Source organism: Nocardiopsis sp. NRRL B-16309 (assembly GCF_001279585.1).
Lineage (GTDB): Bacteria > Actinomycetota > Actinomycetes > Streptosporangiales > Streptosporangiaceae > Nocardiopsis.
On sequence record NZ_LGEC01000016.1, the window covers coordinates 260,489 to 278,284 of the forward strand.

Below are 17,796 nucleotides of genomic sequence, written 5' to 3' on the forward strand. Positions count from 1 at the left end.
CCGCCACATCCCGGCGTCACTCCCGGTAGTGTCCCCGCATGCCTCCCAACATCTTCACTGATGAGCTGATCCGGTCCCGGGAAGCTCTCGGGCTGACTCAGACCCAGCTTGCACGGCAGGCCGGTATCTCCCTGTCCTCCCTGAATCGGTGGGAACAAGGTGGTTCGCTTCCCAAGAGAGAGAACGCGGAGCGGCTCGACAACGAGCTTCGGACGGACGGGCGGCTGCTCGCCCGGTTCGACGAGGCGAAGGACGGCTTCACGGTTCCCCCGTGGGCCCGAGATCTGGTGTCCATCGAGACCGCCGCCAGGACGGTCCACGTGGTGGCGCTCGCCCTGGTTCCCGGGTATCTCCAGTCGCCCCTGTACGCGTCGATGCTGTTCCGGGCGTCCCGCCCCTGGGCTCCGGACTCGGAGATCGAGCGCCTGGTGCAATTGCGCTGCCAGCGGTTGGAGCAACTGCCCGAGCTTCGTGTGACGGCGGTGTTCCCGGTGTCCGCGATCGACTCGCTTCCCACCGAGATCCGCGCGGAGCAGGTGGCGGCACTTCAGCGGTGGGTCTCGACCGGTCGAGTCACCCTGCACCTGGTCCCGCACGAATCGCTCCTGTTGGTGCCGACCGCTCCCGTGATGGTCTTCCAGTTGGCGAACGGCGAACAGGTGATCTCGTCCGACCACGCGACCGGTAGCGTGGTGGCGGAAACGTCGATGCACCCCCGATTGACCTCCATGGTGTCGACAGCTCTGGCAGCAGCGCTCCCCTCCCGTATGTCCCTTGAAGTGTTGGAAGGTTTCGCGTGAACCACGAATGGCGCACCAGTAGCTACAGCCCCAACGGGAGCGACTGCGTTGAAGCCCGCCGCGTCACGCGGGTCGCCGAGATCCGAGACTCCAAGAACCCCACCGACGCGACCCTCGCAGTACCCGCCGCCGAGTGGACCGCCCTGCTCGCCGGAGTGCGGTCCGTAGCGTAGACCTCCGACTCTCCTGAAGGATCTCGCATGAACGATTGGCACAAGAGCACCTACAGCAACACCGGGGGCAATTGCGTTGAGGTCCGCGAGCATGCGACTGGCGCGGACGTCCGCGACACCCAGAACCGGGACGCCGGGCACCTGACGGTCCCCCGGACCGAGTGGACCGCTCTGCTCGCGGGAGTGCGATCCGTGGCGTAGGGCGCCACGCTGGCGACGGGCCCGAACCGGCCTCCAGGCACCGGAACCATGACGAACCCCCGGACCGGCGTCCGGGGGTTCGTCGTGTCCGGGTCCGGGGGAACCCGGAGCCGCCCCTGAAACACCCCCGGAAAGCCGCGACATATCTTGAGTTACCCCCACTCGCGACATATCGTGAAGACATCGAGCGAGTGAAAGGGTGCACGATGGCACGTTGGACCATCGACCAGCCGATGACACAGACCCTGGACGGCATCGTCGCGCTGCGGGTCCGGATCATCGGCGGTCACGTCAACATCCTCCCCACCGACGACCCGGTCACCTTCGAGGTGACCGACATCGTCGGCGAGCCCGTCCTGGTCACCCAGGAGGCGGGCATCCTCACCATCCACTACGAGGACCTCACCGGCCACGGCCTGCTGGACCGGCTGCGTCCCATCCAGCTCAACAGCTACAAGGGCATGGGCGGCCGGAAGGCCACCGTGAACCTGCGGATCCCCGCGGAGTGCCCGGTCGAGGTCTCCACGGTCAGCGCGCCCGTGGTCGCCGCCGGTCTCAGCTCCCGCACGAGCATCAAGACCGCGTCCGGCGAGATCACGCTGGACGACGTGACCGGCGAGACCGAGGTGACCACGGCATCCAGCAACGCGTCCGTGCGCGGACCGCGCGGCAGCCTCAGCTTCAACAGCGTCAGCGGCCAGCTCGCCGTGGCGGGGGGACGGCTGTCCGACTTCAACGCCAAGACCGCCTCCGGGCAGGTCCTCGCCGACACCGACCTCGCTCCGTCCGGGCGGGTCCGCCTGCACTCGGTCTCCGGTGAGATCGCCCTGCGGATACCCTCCGAGACCTCCGCGACGGTGGAGATGCGCTCGGTCAAGGGCAAGCTGGAGTCCGACTACGGCCTGGACCGCCGCAGCGCGCCCGCCCGCAGCATCCTCAGCGGGAAGATCGGCGTCGGCGTCGACCCCGCGACCATCACGACCACCACCGTGTCCGCCCGCACCGCGCTGCTGCGCCGCGCACCCGAGGCGCCCGCGGCGATCCCCGAGGGAGCCTGAATGAGCACCATCTTCGGCCACGGCAGACTCCGGCTGTACCTGCTCAAACTGCTGGACGAGAGCCCGCGCCACGGTTACGAGATCATCAGCCTGCTGCGCGACCGCTTCCTGGGCGTGTACTCGCCCTCCCCCGGCACCATCTACCCCCGTCTGGCCCGGCTGGAGGAGGAAGGGCTGGTCACGCACACCGAGGAGGGCGGCCGCAAGGTCTACAGCCTCACCGACAAGGGGCGCGCCGAGCTGCGTGAGCGCAGCGGCGACCTGGACGACCTGGAGCGCGAGATCACCGACTCCGTGCGCGACATCGCACGCGCGGTCAAGCAGGACGTGCGCGCCACCATCAGCTCGCTGCGCGAGGAGCTGAAGTTCGCCGCGGGCGGCGTGCGCCGCCCCGCGTCCGGCCCCGAGTCCACCGACCAGGAGCCCGGCACGGACCGGGCCCAGGAGGAGAAGGCCTCGGCTGACGCGGCCGACGCCTCCGGGTCCGGGAAGGCCGGGGAAGCCGGTGAGGAGAAGTCCCAGCGCGGCAAGGACGGCGACCGGGACCGCTGCGGCCCCGAGGGCAGTCCGTGGGCCCGCGAGTGGGAGCGCTTCGCGCAGGGCTTCGGCGCGTTCGGCGCCGTGTGGGGCCGGGGCGACTCCGAGCGCCAGGGCGCACCGGAGTTCGACCAGGCGCTGCGCGACTTCAGCGAGCGCGTCCGCGACGTCACTCGCGAGGCGGGGCACGTGGGCGAGGCCGCCGCGCGCGACCTGCGCCGCATCCTCGACGACACCATCGAGGTGATCCGCAAGGACATGCGCCACTGGGGCCCGCCCCGCGAGGACCCGAAGGGGGACTCAGGCGCCGCCCCGGGCGAAGCACCGTCCGGAACCGGGACACCGGAGCCGAAGACCGAGTCCAGACCCGCGCCCGAGGCACCCGCGCCCGAGGCCGAGCCGAAGGCCGACGCGCCGTCGGACTCCGCTACCGATGGGCAGGGCACCGAGGAACCGCGGGCCACACCGATGCCGCCGTCCGGCGGCGACCCGTGGAGCGCGGCGGTCGACGACCCCTCGCGGCCCGGCGAGGACAAGAACGACAGGAACGACTCGTAGGACCACACACGGACAGGTCCGGAGGTGCCGCGGGGGCGCGCCCTCCGGGCCTCTCCGTGTGTCCGGCCACGGCTCGGGCCGTTCCAGGACCGCGACGGAAAAGCGGGCCCGGCGCGATTCGCGCCGGGCCCGCCTCATACAGGGGTCGCTGCCGGGTCAGCGGCGGGCGACGCCGTCCTTGCGGGCCTGCTCGGCGATCGCGGCGGCGACCGCCGGGGCCACGCGCTCGTCGAAGGGGCTCGGGATGACGTAGTCGGCGCTCAGGTCGTCACCCACGAGTGCGGCCAGCGCGGTGGCGGCGGCCAGCTTCATGTTCTCGGTGATGTCCGTGGCCCCCGCGTCGAAGGCGCCCCGGAACACGCCGGGGAAGGCCAGCACGTTGTTGATCTGGTTCGGGAAGTCGCTGCGCCCGGTGGCGACGACGCTCGCGTACTTGCGGGCGACGTCGGGGTGCACCTCCGGGTTGGGGTTGGCCATCGCGAAGATGATCGCGTCGTCGGCCATGGTGGCCACGACCGTCTCGGGCACCTCGCCCGCCGACAGGCCGATGAACACGTCGGCGCCGACCAGCGCGCTCTCGATGGAACCGCGCACCCCGGCCCGGTTGCTGATGTCGGCCAGCTCCTGCTTGACCGGCGTCAGGCCCTCGCGGCCCTGGTAGATCATGCCCTTGGAGTCGGCCACGGCGATGTCGCCGATGCCGCCGTCGAGCAGCATCTTGGTGACGGCGACGCCCGCGGCGCCTGCACCGGACACCACGGCGCGCAGGTCGCCCAGGGTGCGCCCGGTCAGGCGCGCGGCGTTGTGCAGGGCGGCGACCGTCACGATCGCGGTGCCGTGCTGGTCGTCGTGGAAGACGGGGATGTCCAGGCGCTCGCGCAGCTTGCGCTCGATCTCGAAGCAGCGCGGCGCGGCGATGTCCTCCAGGTTGATGCCGCCGAAGGACGGCGCCATCCGGACGACGGTCTCGACGATGTCGTCGACGTCGGTGCAGGCCAGCGCGATGGGCACGGAGTCGACGCCGCCGAACTGCTTGAACAGCAGCGACTTGCCCTCCATGACCGGCAGGGATGCCTCGGGGCCGATGTCCCCCAGGCCGAGCACGGCGGTGCCGTCGGTGACGACGGCGACCAGGTTGCTCTTCCAGGTGTGGGTCTCGACGAGCTCGGGGGTCTCGGCGATGGCGTCGCACACGCGGGCGACACCCGGCGTGTAGGCCAGGGCCAGGCCCGCGTGGTCGCTGACGTCGACGGAGGAGGTCACCTGCAGCTTGCCGCCCCGGTGCAGGGCGAAGGCGGGATCCTCATCCAGATGGGCATGGGCGTTCTGGGTACGCGAAGTACGCGATTCGGTGGTCACTACTCAAACCCCTCGGTCTGCGTGTACGCCCGCGTCGGCCATGACGGGGCGGACTGAACGATGGAGCGGGTCGCGCGCGATGACGTGTGGGTGCTAGGGGAGCCCTCCCCGGCGCCGGTCGGCCATGACCGGATGTGTCACCGGAGGGGGACAGTCTTCGCCTGACTCTTATGCGAGTGCTGCGCGGCCGCCTCTCACGGGGATGACCCGTTACGCAATCCTCTCACAACGGTGACCCGAGGAGCATCGCGGGTCGGGACGATGTGATGTCACCGGTACACAATGGTTTGACACATAATGTCCTGAACGGTGCTGATGATCGACATGCGGCCTGTCTGCCGACTGTTCATCGGGCACGCCGTGAGCTAGAAGGAGACCCTCACCATGGCCACGTACACGCCACTGTCGCATCGCACGTCACTCGCGGCCCTGGCGGCCGCCGGCGTGCTCACCCTGGCCGCCTGTGGCGGCGGCGGGGAGGACGACACCGCCTCGAACACCCCCGAGGCCCCCGAGGTCTCCGCCGACGAGGAGCTCGCGGCCCTGGTGCCGGACGACATCCGCGAGGCCGGCACCGTCAGCATCGGTGTGGAGTCGGAGTACCCGCCCGGCGAGTTCCTGGACGAGGACGGCCAGACGGTCCTGGGCTTCAACGTCGACCTGCTCGACGCCGCCCTGGCCAAGCTGGACCTGGAGTCGGAATGGGTCTCCGCCAACTTCGACTCCATCATCATCGGCGTCGACTCCGGCACCTACGACCTCGGCTCCTCCTCCTTCACCGTCACGCAGGAGCGCATGGACGCCGTGAACATGGTGGGCTACTTCTCCTCCGGCACGCAGTGGTTCGTCCAGGCGGGCAACCCCGAGGGCGTCGACCCGGAGAGCCCCTGCGGTCTGCGCGTGGCCGTGCAGTCGGGCACCACCCACGACGAGGACATCGAGGCCCGCAGCGACGCCTGCGTCGAGGCGGGCGAGGACGCGATCACGATCGAGAAGTTCCAGAGCCAGCCGCAGGCCACCGAGACCGTCGTCTCCGGCCTGAACCACGCCTCGCTCGCCGACATGCCGACCTCCGCCTACGCGCTGGAGCAGACCGGCGAGGGCGTCCTGGAGTTCGTCGGGGAGCAGTACGACGCGGCCCCGTACGGCATCGTCACGCACAAGGACGACACCGAGATGGCCGAGGCCCTGGCCGCGGCGTTCAACTCGATCATGGAGGACGGCACCTACCAGGAGATCCTGGACGAGTGGGGCATCAGCGCCGGTGCGATCGACGCCGCCGAGGTCAACCCCTCCGTCGAGGAGTAGTCGAGCCGGAACCCCACGAGCGAAGGTCTGACCCTTGTCTTCACCGACCGAGCCGTCGACCGGCGCGGAGACGGCGACCCCGTCCCCGGGCCGGTCGGCCGACCCCGTCACCGCCGTCCCCGTCCGCTACCCCGAGCGGTGGGTGGCCGCCGGGGTCATCCTGGTCCTCGCGGCCATGTTCGTGCACATGCTGTTCACGAACGACGCGTTCAACTGGCCGTACATGTGGGACAACATGTTCTCGCCGCCGGTCGTGCGCGGCGTGTGGATCACCCTCAGCGCGACCGTCCTGTCCATGGTCATCGGCGTCGTCCTGGGCGTGCTCCTGGCGGTCATGCGGCTGTCGGGCAACCCCGTCCTGGTGACGGTCTCCTGGATGTACACCTGGTTCTTCCGCGGTGTGCCCCGCCTCGTGCTGGCGGTGCTCTTCGGCAACCTGGCCATCCTGTACTCCACCGTCGCCATCGGCCTGCCCTTCGACAACTACTGGATGCCGTGGCTCGGCCTGGAGGGCGACGCCCGCTTCTTCGAGATCGACGCCCGCACCCTCCTGAGCGGCTACACCGCGGGTCTGCTCGCGCTGTCGCTGTCCGAGGGCGCCTACATGGCGGAGATCATCCGCGCGGGCCTGCAGTCGGTGGACAAGGGCCAGACCGAGGCGGCCCAGGCCCTGGGCATGAGCCGGACCAAGGTCCTGAGCCGGATCACCCTCCCCCAGGCGATGCGCGTGGTCATCCCGCCGACGGGCAACGAGACCATCGCGATGCTCAAGGACACCGCCCTGCTGGCCTACGTGCCGGTGACGATCGAGCTGTTCTACCAGCTCCAGGCGATCGGCACGCGCAGTTACCAGATCTTCCCGATGCTGGTCGCGGCCTGCCTGTGGTACCTGGCGATCACCAGCGTGCTGATGGTCGGCCAGTACTTCATCGAACGCCGGTTCAACCGGAGCGAACGCGGGGTCCGGGACCGCGTCGTGGGAGGTACGCACTGATGTCACAGACCAACGAGCCGGTCCTGGAGACCGACGAGGGCACCGCGCTGCCCGCCGACGCCCTCGTCGTGGCCGAGGACGTGCACAAGAGCTTCGGCCGCCTGGAGGTCCTCAAGGGGATCGACCTGGAGGTCAAGCGCGGCGAGGTCATGTGCATCGTCGGCCCGTCCGGGTCCGGCAAGTCCACGTTCCTGCGCTGCGTGAACCACCTGGAGAAGCTCTCCTCCGGGCGCCTGTGGGTCAACGGCGAGCTGATGGGGTACCGGCAGAAGCGCGGGCGCCTGTACGAGCTGCGGGACACCGAGATCGCCCTGCAGCGCAGCGACATCGGCATGGTGTTCCAGCGCTTCAACCTGTTCCCGCACCTGACCGTGCTCGGCAACATCATCGAGGCTCCCACGCAGGTCAAGAAGAAGTCCAAGGCCGAGGCGGTCGCCCTGGGCGAGGAACTGCTCGAACGGGTGGGGCTGCCGGACAAGGCCAACGCCTACCCCGAGCAGCTCTCGGGCGGCCAGCAGCAGCGTGTGGCCATCGCCCGCGCGCTGGCCATGGAGCCGTCGCTGATGCTCTTCGACGAGCCCACCAGCGCCCTGGACCCGGAGCTGGTCGGGGAGGTCCTGGACGTCATGCGCGACCTCGCCGAGGGCGGTATGACGATGGTGGTCGTCACCCACGAGATGGGTTTCGCCCGCGAGGTCGGCGACTCCCTGGTGTTCATGGACGACGGCATGGTGGTGGAGACCGGCGTGCCCGCCGACGTGCTCCGCGACCCCCAGCACGAGCGGACCCGCGCGTTCCTGTCCAAGGTCCTCTGAGCCCCCGGACCCCTCGCACGAGGACGGGCCCCGCGACTCCCCGGAGCGCGGGGCCCGGCGCGTTCCGGCAGGCGGGCCCCGGCTCGGAGCCTCGCGGGGCCCGGCGCGCGACCACCCCGCGTGGCGCATCGGGAGTCTCGCGGGTACCCGGTGCCCGACAACCGTCGTTGCGCGCCTCGGAAGCGTCGCGGGGCCCGGCGCGCGACCACCCCGCGTGGCGCGTTCCGGCCAACTCGCGCGGTCTCCTTGACCGCGCGTCGCGCCGGTACCAGAGTCGGAGCACGGGCCCGCCTCAGGGAGTGACGATGGACGCGCGAACAGAAGAGACACGCAGGCTGTGGGACCGGCGGGCGGCCGCGTTCGACCGCTGGGGCCGCACCGAGCGGGTGGCGCTGCGGAGCAGCCGTGAACTGCTCTGCTCGGGCGCCCGGGGGCGCACCCTCGAAGTGGCCGTCGGAACTGGGCGCAACCTGGAGTTCTACCCGCCCGGCGTGGAGCTGACCGGGATCGACCTGAGCCCGGAGATGCTCGGCAGGGCCCGGGAGCGGGCCGGGGAGCTCGGCCGCCACGTCACGCTGGTGGAGGCCGACGCCCAGAGCCTGCCCTTCGACGACGGCTCCTTCGACACCGTGCTGTGCACCCTGTCGATGTGCACGATCCCCGACCAGGGCCGCGCCCTGGCCGAGATGTACCGGGTGCTGGTGCCGGGCGGCCGGCTGCTCATGGTGGACCACATCGAGTACGCCCGGCTCCCGCTGAGGTGGATCGAGCGCCGGCGCGAGCATCCGCGGGGCCTGCCCCGTGACCTGGCGCTGGAGGCCGGCTTCGCGGTCGGCCACCACGACCGCCTGTTCTTCGGGCTGGTCGAGCGGCTGGTCGCCCACCGGCCCGCCTGAACCGGCCCGCCTGAACCGGGCCGGCCCCCGCATATCCTGGGCTCGACCGCGCCCCGCGACCGAGGTGATCCGATGATCCGTCCTGCCCGTCCCGACGACGTCCCCGCCATCTTCCGGATGATCGGGGACCTGGCGGAGTACGAGAAGGAGCCGGAGTCGGTCACCGCCACCGAGGACGACATCCGCGCGGCCCTGTTCGGACCCGACCCGGCCGCGTTCTGCCACGTCGCGGAGCACACCGGGGAGGACGGCTCGGTCGAACACGCCGGTTTCGCCCTCTGGTTCCACACCTTCTCCACGTGGACGGGCAGGCGCGGCATCCACCTGGAGGACCTGTACGTCCACCCGCACCTGCGCGGGCACGGCTACGGCCTGGCCCTGCTCCGGGAACTCGCGGCGCTGTGCGTCGAACGCGGCTATCCGCGGCTGGAGTGGGCCGTTCTGGACTGGAACGAGTCCGCGATCAGGTTCTACGACTCGCTGGGCTCCACCGCGCTGGACGAGTGGACGGACCGTCGCCTGGACGGGGCCGCGCTCGCCGCGCTGGGCGCCGGAACGGGTCGGGGGGCTCCGTCCGTCTCGCCCGGTCGGGGATGATGTGGACACGATCTCGTCTCCCTGCGTCAGCGCGGGGGTGAAACGAGATACATTGCAGTCAAGCGGCAACCTCGCCCCCCGAAGGAGGGACGTGACCGAAGAAACCGCTGTGCCCACGGCCGACGCCATCGGCGTCCGGGACGCCGTCACCGTCAACATGCCCGCGGACAGCGCGTATCTGTCCGTGCTGCGGACGGCGACGGCGGGACTGGCCGCACGCCTCGACTTCACCCTCGACGAGATCGAGGACCTGAGGATCGGGGTCGACGAGGCGTGCGCGATGCTCCTCGCCCAGGCGCTGCCCGGCACAGAACTGACCACGGAATTTGAACTCACCCCTGAGGGGATGCGCATCTCCGTCTCGGTCCACACCGCCGACGGACGCCTTCCCGCCCGCGACACCTTCGCCTGGACCGTCCTCTCCGCGCTCGCGGGAGACGTCGACGCGGGGGTCGGTCCGGACGACAGCGTCTACATCGTCCTGTACAAGCGCCGCGGCACCCTGGAGTCGGCGTGAGCGAAAGGGGGCCCGCTCTGACAGCGAAGACCGAGCACGCGGTGCCCGACCGGGCCCGCGCGAGACAGTTGTTCGAGCGCCTGAACGAACTCGACGCCGACTCGGCCGAACGGCGCCGGATCCGTGACGAGCTCGTGGAACTCCACCTGCCCTTGGTGGAGTATCTGGCCCGCAGGTTCCGCAACCGCGGCGAGTGGCTGGACGACCTCACCCAGGTGGCGACGATCGGGCTGATCAAGTCCATCGACCGCTTCGACCTGGAGCGCGGCGTCGAGTTCTCCACGTACGCCACCCCGACGATCGTCGGGGAGATCAAGCGCCACTTCCGGGACAAGGGCTGGGCGGTGCGGGTGCCCCGCCGCCTGCAGGAGCTCAAGCTCTCGCTCACCAAGGCGGTGAGCGACCTGTCCCAGCGGGAGGGCCGCTCCCCCACGGTCGCGGAACTGGCAGCCCACCTGCAGATGACCGAGGAGGAGGTGCTGGAGGGCCTGGAGTCCGCCAACGCCTACTCGACCGTCTCCCTGGACGCGCCCGACAGCGGGGACGAGGACGCGCCCGCGGTCGCCGACTCGCTCGGCATCGTGGACGAGTCGCTGGAGGGCGTGGAGTACCGGGAGTCGTTGAAGCCGCTCCTGGAACAGCTGCCGCCACGGGAGAAGCGGATCCTGTTGCTGCGGTTCTTCGGCAACATGACCCAGTCACAGATCGCCCAGGAACTGGGCATCTCCCAGATGCACGTCTCACGTCTGCTGGCCCGTACCCTGGCGCAGCTGCGCCAGGCCCTGACCACGGACGACTGAGCGGTGCCCCGGACCGCCACGGTTCGGGGCACCAGCACCGCCCCGCGCGGCCGCGTCACCGGCGCCGGCCGCCAGGGCGTGTTCGGCGGACGCCCTCCCGGTACCGCGGCGACCCGTCGTCGCGGTCCTACTCCTCACGCCCCGTCCCGCCGGGCCCGTCGCGGGCCCTGGCACGCCGCGCCAGACGCAGCGTGCTCGCCCCCACCGCGTACACGAGGCAGGCCGCGGTGGGCAGCGTGCCGATCCCGTGGTGCTCCGGACCGGCCAGCGCGATCCACACCAGGCCGCCGATGACCATCGGTGACGCCACCAGGACCAGCAGGTTCGACACGGCCCGGCCCGCCGGAACGCCGCGCAGGGCACCCGCCCGCCAGCCCGCGCTGGAGGCCGCCGTACGCGCCTCGACGCCGCCGAACACCGCCGCCAGGACCAGCAGCACCGGCAGCACGGCGAGCAGCCACGGGATCCGCATCAGCAGCCACGCCCCCGAGTCCACCGGCGGCTGCGGGAACAGGCCCGTGCCGTACACCAGCGCCCCGGTGAGCACCGCCGCCGTCATGTGCCAGAGGAACAGCGTCAGGACCACCGCGTTCACGGCGATGACCGCCATCCACGGACGGCGCCGGTCCAGCGCCCGCCGGACCGGACCCGCCACCGCGACGACCAGCGCCGTCTGCGTCAGGCCGAGGACCAGCAGGGCGAACGTCGGCGGCGAGGTGTTGCCCAGGTCCGCCCCGGGCACGTCCACCATGCTCGCGGGGTAGGGCCCGGCGGTGGTGAGCAGCACGAGCGCGCCGACGCCGCCGACCGCCAGGGCCGCGGGCACGGCCGGGCGCACCCCCGTCCAGCGGTCGCGCCACACGAAGCCCAGCTGGTGCATGGCCAGCCAGACCAGCAGGTAGTTCGCCTGGCCCACGATCGGGACGCCCCCGCCCAGCCGCAGGGCGTCGAGCGCGAGGACGGCGACGACGAGCACCGCGGGCACGGCGAGGCCGTGGCGGCGGTGCAGGCGGTACATGGCCGGCGCGCACAGGACCACGCCCAGGTACGCGGCGAGGAACCACAGCGGGATGGAGGCGGCCCACACGCCCAGCCCCAGCGGCCCGGGGGGCGCGCCCAGGAGGTAGGCCGCCAGCGCCGTCGTCCACAGCACCGTCAGGAACGCGGTCGTGGGCCGCAGCAGCCGGTCGGTCCGGCCGAGGAACCATCCGGCGCCGTCGCCGCCCCTGCGCCGGTGCGCGTCAATGGAGGCGGCGTTGGCGTAGCCGCCGACGAGGAAGAACACCGGCATGACCTGGAAGATCCAGGTGAGCGATTGCGCCCAGTCCAGGTGGGCGAGGGCGTTGTCGCCGCGCACGCCGTTGTCGGTGACGATCACGGCGGCCAGCCAGTGCCCCACGACCACGAAGCAGATGGCGAGGGCCCGGAGGAAGTCGACATAGCGGTCGCGACGCGCAGGAGTGGCGTCGGCCGCCCTCCTCAGGTACTGGAGGAGGCCGAGGGTTCCGCCCTCCCGCCCGCGTTCGTCCCCCACTGGTCCGCCGTCTCCCCGCGTCCGCGTGGCGGCGCGGGCGAGCGATCCGCGGATCCCGTCCGCGCCCCGTTGCCGACACCATGCCCGCCCCGCGTGCTCCTACGCACTCCGGTGCCGCGCGGGGGCGTCCGCGCCGCTACCCCTCCGGGTCGTGGGGGAACAGCGCGGCGGTCGTCGGCGGGGAGAGCACCGCCGCGGCCGCGGCCACCGCGACCGCGGCCATGACCGCGCCGAGGACGTACTGCCCGCTGGTGAACATGTAGTAGGCCACGACCCCGAGGAAGATCTGGGTGACGAAGACGGGCGTGCGGGCCCAGTCGCGCATCTGCCAGAGGCCGCGGGCGACGTAGACGAGCAGTGCGCCGACCCCCAGGCCCAGGACGGCCAGCGGAATCGCCGACGTGACGTCGGCGGCGTTGCCGGAGACCGCGCTGACGAGGCTGTAGAGGCCGCCCGCTCCGGCGGCGAGCCCGATCAGGGCCTCCAGCGCGGCGGCGATGACGATGGTGAAGGGACGCGAGGACACCCATCGAGACTAGGGCATGTCCCGTGCCGCCCCGCGGCGCCCCGGCCCGCCCGCGCGGCCGTCCCGCGCGTGGCGCCCCCGGGAGACCTACACTGATCTCGTGCGCGCCCTATTCATCGTGAACCCCCAGGCGACCACGACCACCTCGCGCACCCGTGAGGTGATCCTGGGCGCCCTGGCGTCCGAAATGGACGTCACCGTCGCCGAGACCCGCTATCGGGACCACGCCGGGACACTCGCCCGAGACGCGGCGGGCGACGGTTTCGACCTGGTGCTCAGCCTGGGCGGCGACGGGACGGTCAACGAGGTCGTCAACGGGCTGCTGTCGGCGCCGGCCGGACTCAAACGGCCCCGGTACGCGGTCATCCCGGGCGGCAGCGCCAACGTGTTCATCCGTTCCCTGGGCGTGCCCGGCGATCCCGTCGAGGCCACCGGGGTGATCCTGGAGGCCGTGCGCGAGGGGCGCGAGCGGGAGATCAACCTGGGGCGGATCACCAGCGACCGGGACGACCGGTTCTTCACGTTCAGCGCGGGGTTCGGCTGGGACGCCGACGTCGTCCAACAGGTGGAGCACGAGCGCTCGAACGGGCGCAGGGCCACTCCCGCCCTGTACGCGGAAGTGGCCGTGAAGCTCTTCTTCCAAGGGGATATCCAGGATCCGTCACTCACCGTGGCCACGCCCGGAAGGACCCAGGAAGGGGTGTATTTCGCTCTCGTCACGAACACCACCCCGTGGACGTATGCGGGGGCCCTGCCACTCCAGCCGACGCCGTCCTCACGTTTCGAGCTGGGGCTGGACGCTTTCGCGCTGACCCAGTCGTCACACGCCCTGACGGGCTGGATTCTGTCCCAGATGTTCTTCCCGAAAGGGCTTCCCGCGCGTGGCGACGGCTACCTGACCTGGCACGACCAGCAGACGATCACCATCACGTCGAGCCACCCGCGAGCATTCCAAATCGACGGTGAATACCTCGGAGACCGCGAGCAGGTCAACTTCCATTCGATATCGAAGGCATTACGAATCGTGTGCTAATTGGACCGCCGCGCCCTTTCGGGGAGTGCGTGTGCGGAGGTCAGAGGCTGTGTGACGCACCTGACACGCCGATTGGGACCTTTGACCTCGGGAAGCCTTGCACGCGCCCTACAAGCCTGTCACGCTCAACATATCGCCGCGGGTTACGGGCGAGTTAATTGGGGCGCTTCCCATGTGGCCATGGGGTGAAAGCTGGACCTCACTGGCTGCGACTCCCTCCGGTGGAACCCATCCACCGGGCGCTCCACGCACGATACGCGGACACATTCGTACAGGCATACGCACCGCGAGCGTAGACGCAGGTTACGCACACGGTCGTGAAAAGCTTCACAAAACCCGATCGCCTCACCGTGAGGAGTGGACCGCATGGACTGGCGCCATGACGCCGCCTGCCGTGACGAAGACCCCGAGCTCTTCTTCCCGATTGGCAACTTCGGCCCCGCACTGATCCAGATCGAGGAAGCCAAGGCGGTCTGCAACAGTTGCCCCGTCAGCGCCGCGTGCCTGCGCTGGGCACTCGACAGCGGCCAGGACGGCGGTGTCTGGGGCGGGACCAGCGAGGACGAACGCCGACGCATCCGCAAGAGGGAGACCGCCCGGCGGCCGATGGTCCGACTCGGGCGCCCATAAGACGGGGCCTTCGCGCCCTCCGGTGTGCCCGCTCGTTCCTCACGGACCCACCTCCAGGCCCTCACAGGACCCGTCGGCGCCCTCGCCGTGCTTGCCTCGGGCCTCCGCTCGTGCCCACACCGTGGCCCGCCACCACCCTCAACGGACGCCTACGGCGCGGTTCTTCCTGCTTCGGCCCGACCAACCCCCTGCACACCTGTGGGCTGAACGGCCTACCTCTCACCCCCACGGGGTCACGCGGGCCCAACATGTGCACCCTCCACCCCCTGGGGCACAGGCAGGCGCGTATCCATCGCGAACCCCTCCGCGCCCCGGGCACACGGGACTGCCTCTCACCCCCACGAGGTCCCGCGGGCCCAACATGTGCACCCTCCACCCCCTGGGGCACAGGCAGGCGCGTATCCATCGCGAACCCCTCCGCGCCCCCGAGCGCACGGCGCTACCTCATCCCCAGGGGTCCCGCGGGGCCGATCCCGTAGCTTTCCGGGCCCCGGGACAACTCGGGTGGCCCCCGGGAGCAGGACGTCCTGCGTGTGCCCCGGACAGGTGACCATGCGAAAGCCCCGCGGTTCCGCTGACCGCGCGTGAGGACTTGGGCCCAAGGCCCCGAGGGACCGTGCCCGTGGCTTTGATGCTTCGGGGGCGTGTTCAGGGGAGTTCCGGCTCCTCCTGTTCCACGGGCAGGGTGATCGCCACCTCGGTGCCGCCGGTCTCCTTGGGCTTGATGGCCAGCGTGCCACCCAGTTCTCCCACGATGAGGGTGCGCACGATCTGCAGTCCCAGACTCGTGGTCCCCTCCAGGTCGAAGTCGGCCGGCAGGCCGCCCCCGTCGTCGGAGACGGCCAGTTCGAGACTGCTGGTCCCCGGGAACCCGGGACCGGCGTCGTAGCGCTGGACCCGGACCTCGATGCGGCCGGGCCCCTGGCCCAGCCCGTGCTCGACGGCGTTCTGGACCAGCTCGGCCAGGACCATCGACAGCGGCGTGGCCACCAGGGCGGAGAGCAGGCCGAACCCTCCCACGCGGCGGGGCACCACCACCCCGTCGGTCGAGGAGACCTCCGCCGCCATCTGGATGACGCGGTCGGCGATGTCGTCGAAGTCCACGACCTCGTCGGGCGTGTGCGAGAGCATCTCGTGCACGATCGCGATGGAGCCGACCCGGCCCACGGCCTCGTCCAGCGCCGCGCGCGCCTCGGGGATGTCCAGGCGGCGCGACTGCAGCCGCAGGAGGGCGGCGACCGTCTGCAGGTTGTTCTTCACCCGGTGGTGGATCTCCCGGATGGTGGCGTCCTTGGTCATCAGCTCGCGCTCGCGCCGCCGCAGCTCGGTGACGTCGCGGACCATCACCAGGGCGCCGATGCGCACCTCGTCGATCACCAGGGGGATCGCCCTGATCTGCACGGTGACCCCGCGCGCCTCCACCTCCGCCTCCTGGGGCGCCCGGCCGCTGGCCGTGTAGGTGAGCGCCTCGTCGCGCGCCTCCGTCGACTCCGCCAGTTCCAGCGTGGTGCGGTCCAGCCGTGCCCCGACCAGGTCGGCCGCCAGCCCCAGCCTCCGGTAGGCGGACAGGGCGTTGGGGCTGGCGTAGACCACCTCGCCGTTCTGGTCCAGTCGCAGCAGGCCGTCGCCGACGCGGGGCGAGCGCACCATGAGCGGGCCCTGGTCCACGAAGGGGAAGACGCCCTCGGCGATCATCTGCGCCAGGTCACCGGCGCTCTGCAGGTAGGTGAGCTCCAGGCGGCTGGGGGTACGCGCCGAACTCAGGTTGGTGCTGCGCTGGATGACGCCGATGAGGTGCCCCTGCCTCCGGACCGGAACCGTCTCCTCCCGGACCGGGACGCCCCCGGACCAGTCGGGGTCCCCGTCCCGGCATATGCGCCCCTCGTTCCACGCGCGGTCGATCAGGGCCCGGCGGCCGACCACACGGGGCGCCGTCCGCGACGTGAGATCGGTCATGTCGTCGAGCAGCACGGTTTCGACCAGGTCGTCCTGGAAGGCCGTCGGTCCGGTCGTCGGGCGCATCTGGGCGATCGCCACCCAGCCGTCGTCGCCGCGCAGACGCACCCACAGCACGAGGTCCGCGAACGAGAGGTCCGCCAGGAGCTGCCAGTCGGAGACCAGGGCGTGGATCCACTCCAGGTCCGCTTGCTTGAGCGACGTGTGGCGTCTGATGAGATCACTGAGGTGAGGCACTCACAAATCATCCCATGAAGGCGTGCATACTCAAGGGATACGACTCGACCAGTGGTCCACACCAATCGGCGGCCCGCCCCCGCCGCCACGACCACCTCCGGACGGGCGTGTGGCAGAGCTCGGATCGCGGTGGAGGAGACTGATGACAGGTCAGAGCACACTGGACGGCAACCCCAGGGTGCCGAAGTACTACCAGGTCAAGAAGCAGTTGCTGGAGCTGATCGAGGCCATGCCCGCGGGCAACCCCGTGCCCCCGGAGCGGACACTGGCCGCCCAGTTCGGGACCTCGCGCACCACCGTGCGGCAGGCGCTGACCGAGATGGTGGTCGAGGGCCGCCTGCTGCGGATCCAGGGCAAGGGCACCTTCGTGGCCAAGCCGAAGGTCGCTCAGGTGCTGCAGCTGACGAGCTACACGCAGGAGATGCGGGCACACGGACTGCACCCGGCGACTCGGATCCTGGACGTGAGCTACATCAACGCCGACGACCAGCTCGCCGAACTCCTGGCGATCCGGTCCGGCGGACGCGTGCTGCGGATCGAGCGGCTGCGCTTGGCCAACGGCGAGCCCATGGCCGTGGAGACGGCGCACCTCGCCGCGCGGCGCTTCCCGGGGCTCCGACGCCAGCTCGACCGCTACGCCTCGCTCTACGAGGCACTGGCGAGCGCGTACGACGTCTCCCTGGCCGAGGCGGAGGCCTCCATCGAGACGGTCCTGGCCACACCCAACGAGGCCCGCCTGCTGGGCGTGGACGTCGGGCTGCCCCTGGTCCTGCACTGCCAGCACAGCTTCGACGGCGACGGCCACCCCGTGGAGTGGGTCCGCTCGCTCTACCGCGGCGACCGGTACAAGTTCGTCACCCGCCTCCGCCCCCCGACAGACTGACTCGTCCTACCCGAACCCCAGACCCAATGGTCCAGCAACCCACTCCCGCCCCCAAGTGTGAAACCGCGCTCAGCCCCCGCCCCCGTGGCCAAAGGCGCACACCCGAGCCTTCGGACCTCGGGAGCTGAGACACAGGCCGTTCAGCGTGCCCGCCCCGCGGGTCGGACATACCCCATATGTCCCTGTCTGAGCCCCAGGGGGTTGGAGGTGAGCGGTTCCGCTTACCGGCACCACAGGGGGTCGGCCGTGAGCGATGTGCTCTCAGCGATGTGCTCTCGGGGACCACTGGGGGGTTGATTGGGCCAAAGCAGGAAGAACCGCGCCGTAGGCGTCCGTTGAGGGTGGTGGCGGGCGACGGTGTGGGCACGAGCGGAGGCTCAAAGA

Annotated in this window: 19 protein-coding genes; 15 read left to right on the forward strand and 4 right to left on the reverse strand. The window is 70.7% G+C overall.

The window, feature by feature from the left end:
* Positions 1-38 precede the first annotated feature (38 nt).
* From ADL05_RS04170 to ADL05_RS04180, 5 genes are all read left to right on the forward strand, one after another.
* On the forward strand, positions 39-800 hold the full coding sequence (locus ADL05_RS04170; RefSeq protein ID WP_053615513.1) for a Scr1 family TA system antitoxin-like transcriptional regulator: 762 nt from the start codon (positions 39-41) through the stop codon (positions 798-800).
* Positions 797-973 (forward strand): DUF397 domain-containing protein, encoded by a 177-nt coding sequence (locus ADL05_RS29320; RefSeq protein WP_082376085.1) that lies wholly within the window; start codon positions 797-799, stop codon positions 971-973. Before ADL05_RS04170 ends, ADL05_RS29320 begins: the two co-directional genes overlap by 4 nt.
* 27 nt (positions 974-1,000) lie before the next feature.
* On the forward strand, positions 1,001-1,174 hold the full coding sequence (locus ADL05_RS29325) for a DUF397 domain-containing protein (protein WP_082376086.1): 174 nt from the start codon (positions 1,001-1,003) through the stop codon (positions 1,172-1,174).
* Positions 1,175-1,380: 206 nt separating this feature from the next.
* Positions 1,381-2,232 (forward strand): DUF4097 family beta strand repeat-containing protein, encoded by an 852-nt coding sequence (locus ADL05_RS04175; protein ID WP_053615514.1) that lies wholly within the window; start codon positions 1,381-1,383, stop codon positions 2,230-2,232.
* Complete coding sequence (locus ADL05_RS04180) at positions 2,233-3,327, forward strand: PadR family transcriptional regulator (protein ID WP_053615515.1); 1,095 nt, start codon at positions 2,233-2,235, stop codon at positions 3,325-3,327.
* A gap of 156 nt (positions 3,328-3,483) precedes the next feature.
* On the opposite strand, the gene ADL05_RS04185 is transcribed toward ADL05_RS04180, so the two are convergent.
* Positions 3,484-4,686, reverse strand: coding sequence for an NADP-dependent malic enzyme (locus ADL05_RS04185; RefSeq protein WP_053615516.1), 1,203 nt, complete (start codon positions 4,684-4,686; stop codon positions 3,484-3,486).
* A gap of 384 nt (positions 4,687-5,070) precedes the next feature.
* Here ADL05_RS04185 and ADL05_RS04190 point away from each other — a divergent pair, with 384 nt between their 5' ends.
* The 7 genes from ADL05_RS04190 to ADL05_RS04220 all read left to right on the forward strand — a co-directional run bounded on the left by ADL05_RS04190 (position 5,071) and on the right by ADL05_RS04220 (position 10,613).
* Positions 5,071-5,994 carry an ABC transporter substrate-binding protein gene (locus ADL05_RS04190; protein WP_053615517.1) on the forward strand — a complete coding sequence of 308 codons (924 nt, stop codon included), beginning with the start codon at positions 5,071-5,073 and terminating at the stop codon, positions 5,992-5,994.
* 34 nt (positions 5,995-6,028) lie between these two features.
* Complete coding sequence (locus tag ADL05_RS04195) at positions 6,029-6,988, forward strand: amino acid ABC transporter permease (RefSeq protein WP_053615518.1); 960 nt, start codon at positions 6,029-6,031, stop codon at positions 6,986-6,988.
* Positions 6,988-7,803, forward strand: a complete 816-nt coding sequence (locus ADL05_RS04200; RefSeq protein WP_053615519.1) for an amino acid ABC transporter ATP-binding protein — start codon at positions 6,988-6,990, stop codon at positions 7,801-7,803. The genes ADL05_RS04195 and ADL05_RS04200 overlap by 1 nt, the downstream gene beginning before the upstream one ends.
* 305 nt (positions 7,804-8,108) lie before the next feature.
* On the forward strand, positions 8,109-8,699 hold the full coding sequence (locus ADL05_RS04205; protein WP_053615520.1) for a class I SAM-dependent methyltransferase: 591 nt from the start codon (positions 8,109-8,111) through the stop codon (positions 8,697-8,699).
* A 72-nt stretch (positions 8,700-8,771) separates the two neighbouring features.
* Entirely contained in the window at positions 8,772-9,296 is a 525-nt protein-coding gene (locus ADL05_RS04210; protein WP_053615521.1) for a GNAT family N-acetyltransferase, read from the forward strand.
* A gap of 91 nt (positions 9,297-9,387) precedes the next feature.
* Positions 9,388-9,813 (forward strand): anti-sigma factor, encoded by a 426-nt coding sequence (locus ADL05_RS04215; protein WP_053615522.1) that lies wholly within the window; start codon positions 9,388-9,390, stop codon positions 9,811-9,813.
* 41 nt (positions 9,814-9,854) lie between these two features.
* The gene (locus ADL05_RS04220; protein WP_082376087.1) at positions 9,855-10,613 is read left to right on the forward strand and encodes an RNA polymerase sigma factor SigF; all 759 of its coding nucleotides are present in this window, start codon (positions 9,855-9,857) and stop codon (positions 10,611-10,613) included.
* 127 nt (positions 10,614-10,740) lie between these two features.
* On the opposite strand, the gene ADL05_RS04225 is transcribed toward ADL05_RS04220, so the two are convergent.
* Both ADL05_RS04225 and ADL05_RS04230 read right to left on the reverse strand, forming a co-directional pair.
* Positions 10,741-12,147, reverse strand: coding sequence for an acyltransferase (locus tag ADL05_RS04225; protein WP_082376088.1), 1,407 nt, complete (start codon positions 12,145-12,147; stop codon positions 10,741-10,743).
* 136 nt (positions 12,148-12,283) lie between these two features.
* Entirely contained in the window at positions 12,284-12,673 is a 390-nt protein-coding gene (locus tag ADL05_RS04230; protein WP_053615524.1) for a hypothetical protein, read from the reverse strand.
* A gap of 100 nt (positions 12,674-12,773) precedes the next feature.
* Between ADL05_RS04230 and ADL05_RS04235 the strand changes: the two genes are divergently transcribed.
* Positions 12,774-13,706 carry a diacylglycerol kinase family protein gene (locus ADL05_RS04235; protein WP_053615616.1) on the forward strand — a complete coding sequence of 311 codons (933 nt, stop codon included), beginning with the start codon at positions 12,774-12,776 and terminating at the stop codon, positions 13,704-13,706.
* Positions 13,707-14,072: 366 nt separating this feature from the next.
* Positions 14,073-14,336, forward strand: coding sequence for a WhiB family transcriptional regulator (locus ADL05_RS04240; protein WP_053615525.1), 264 nt, complete (start codon positions 14,073-14,075; stop codon positions 14,334-14,336).
* Positions 14,337-14,984: 648 nt separating this feature from the next.
* On the opposite strand, the gene ADL05_RS04245 is transcribed toward ADL05_RS04240, so the two are convergent.
* Positions 14,985-16,529, reverse strand: coding sequence for a sensor histidine kinase (locus ADL05_RS04245; protein ID WP_053615526.1), 1,545 nt, complete (start codon positions 16,527-16,529; stop codon positions 14,985-14,987).
* A 142-nt stretch (positions 16,530-16,671) separates the two neighbouring features.
* Here ADL05_RS04245 and ADL05_RS04250 point away from each other — a divergent pair, with 142 nt between their 5' ends.
* Positions 16,672-17,412, forward strand: coding sequence for a GntR family transcriptional regulator (locus ADL05_RS04250; RefSeq protein WP_053615527.1), 741 nt, complete (start codon positions 16,672-16,674; stop codon positions 17,410-17,412).
* The last annotated feature ends 384 nt before the right edge of the window (positions 17,413-17,796 follow it).

Excerpts from the sequence above, each read along its gene's own strand:
- ADL05_RS04170 (WP_053615513.1), top strand. The coding sequence starts at position 39 with ATGCCTCCCAACATCTTCACTGATGAGCTGATCCGGTCCCGGGAAGCT.
- ADL05_RS29325 (WP_082376086.1), top strand. The coding sequence starts at position 1,001 with ATGAACGATTGGCACAAGAGCACCTACAGCAACACCGGGGGCAATTGC.
- ADL05_RS04175 (WP_053615514.1), top strand. The coding sequence starts at position 1,381 with ATGGCACGTTGGACCATCGACCAGCCGATGACACAGACCCTGGACGGC.
- ADL05_RS04180 (WP_053615515.1), top strand. The coding sequence starts at position 2,233 with ATGAGCACCATCTTCGGCCACGGCAGACTCCGGCTGTACCTGCTCAAA.
- ADL05_RS04190 (WP_053615517.1), top strand. The coding sequence starts at position 5,071 with ATGGCCACGTACACGCCACTGTCGCATCGCACGTCACTCGCGGCCCTG.
- ADL05_RS04200 (WP_053615519.1), top strand. The coding sequence starts at position 6,988 with ATGTCACAGACCAACGAGCCGGTCCTGGAGACCGACGAGGGCACCGCG.
- ADL05_RS04205 (WP_053615520.1), top strand. The coding sequence starts at position 8,109 with ATGGACGCGCGAACAGAAGAGACACGCAGGCTGTGGGACCGGCGGGCG.
- ADL05_RS04210 (WP_053615521.1), top strand. The coding sequence starts at position 8,772 with ATGATCCGTCCTGCCCGTCCCGACGACGTCCCCGCCATCTTCCGGATG.
- ADL05_RS04240 (WP_053615525.1), top strand. The coding sequence starts at position 14,073 with ATGGACTGGCGCCATGACGCCGCCTGCCGTGACGAAGACCCCGAGCTC.
- ADL05_RS04250 (WP_053615527.1), top strand. The coding sequence starts at position 16,672 with ATGACAGGTCAGAGCACACTGGACGGCAACCCCAGGGTGCCGAAGTAC.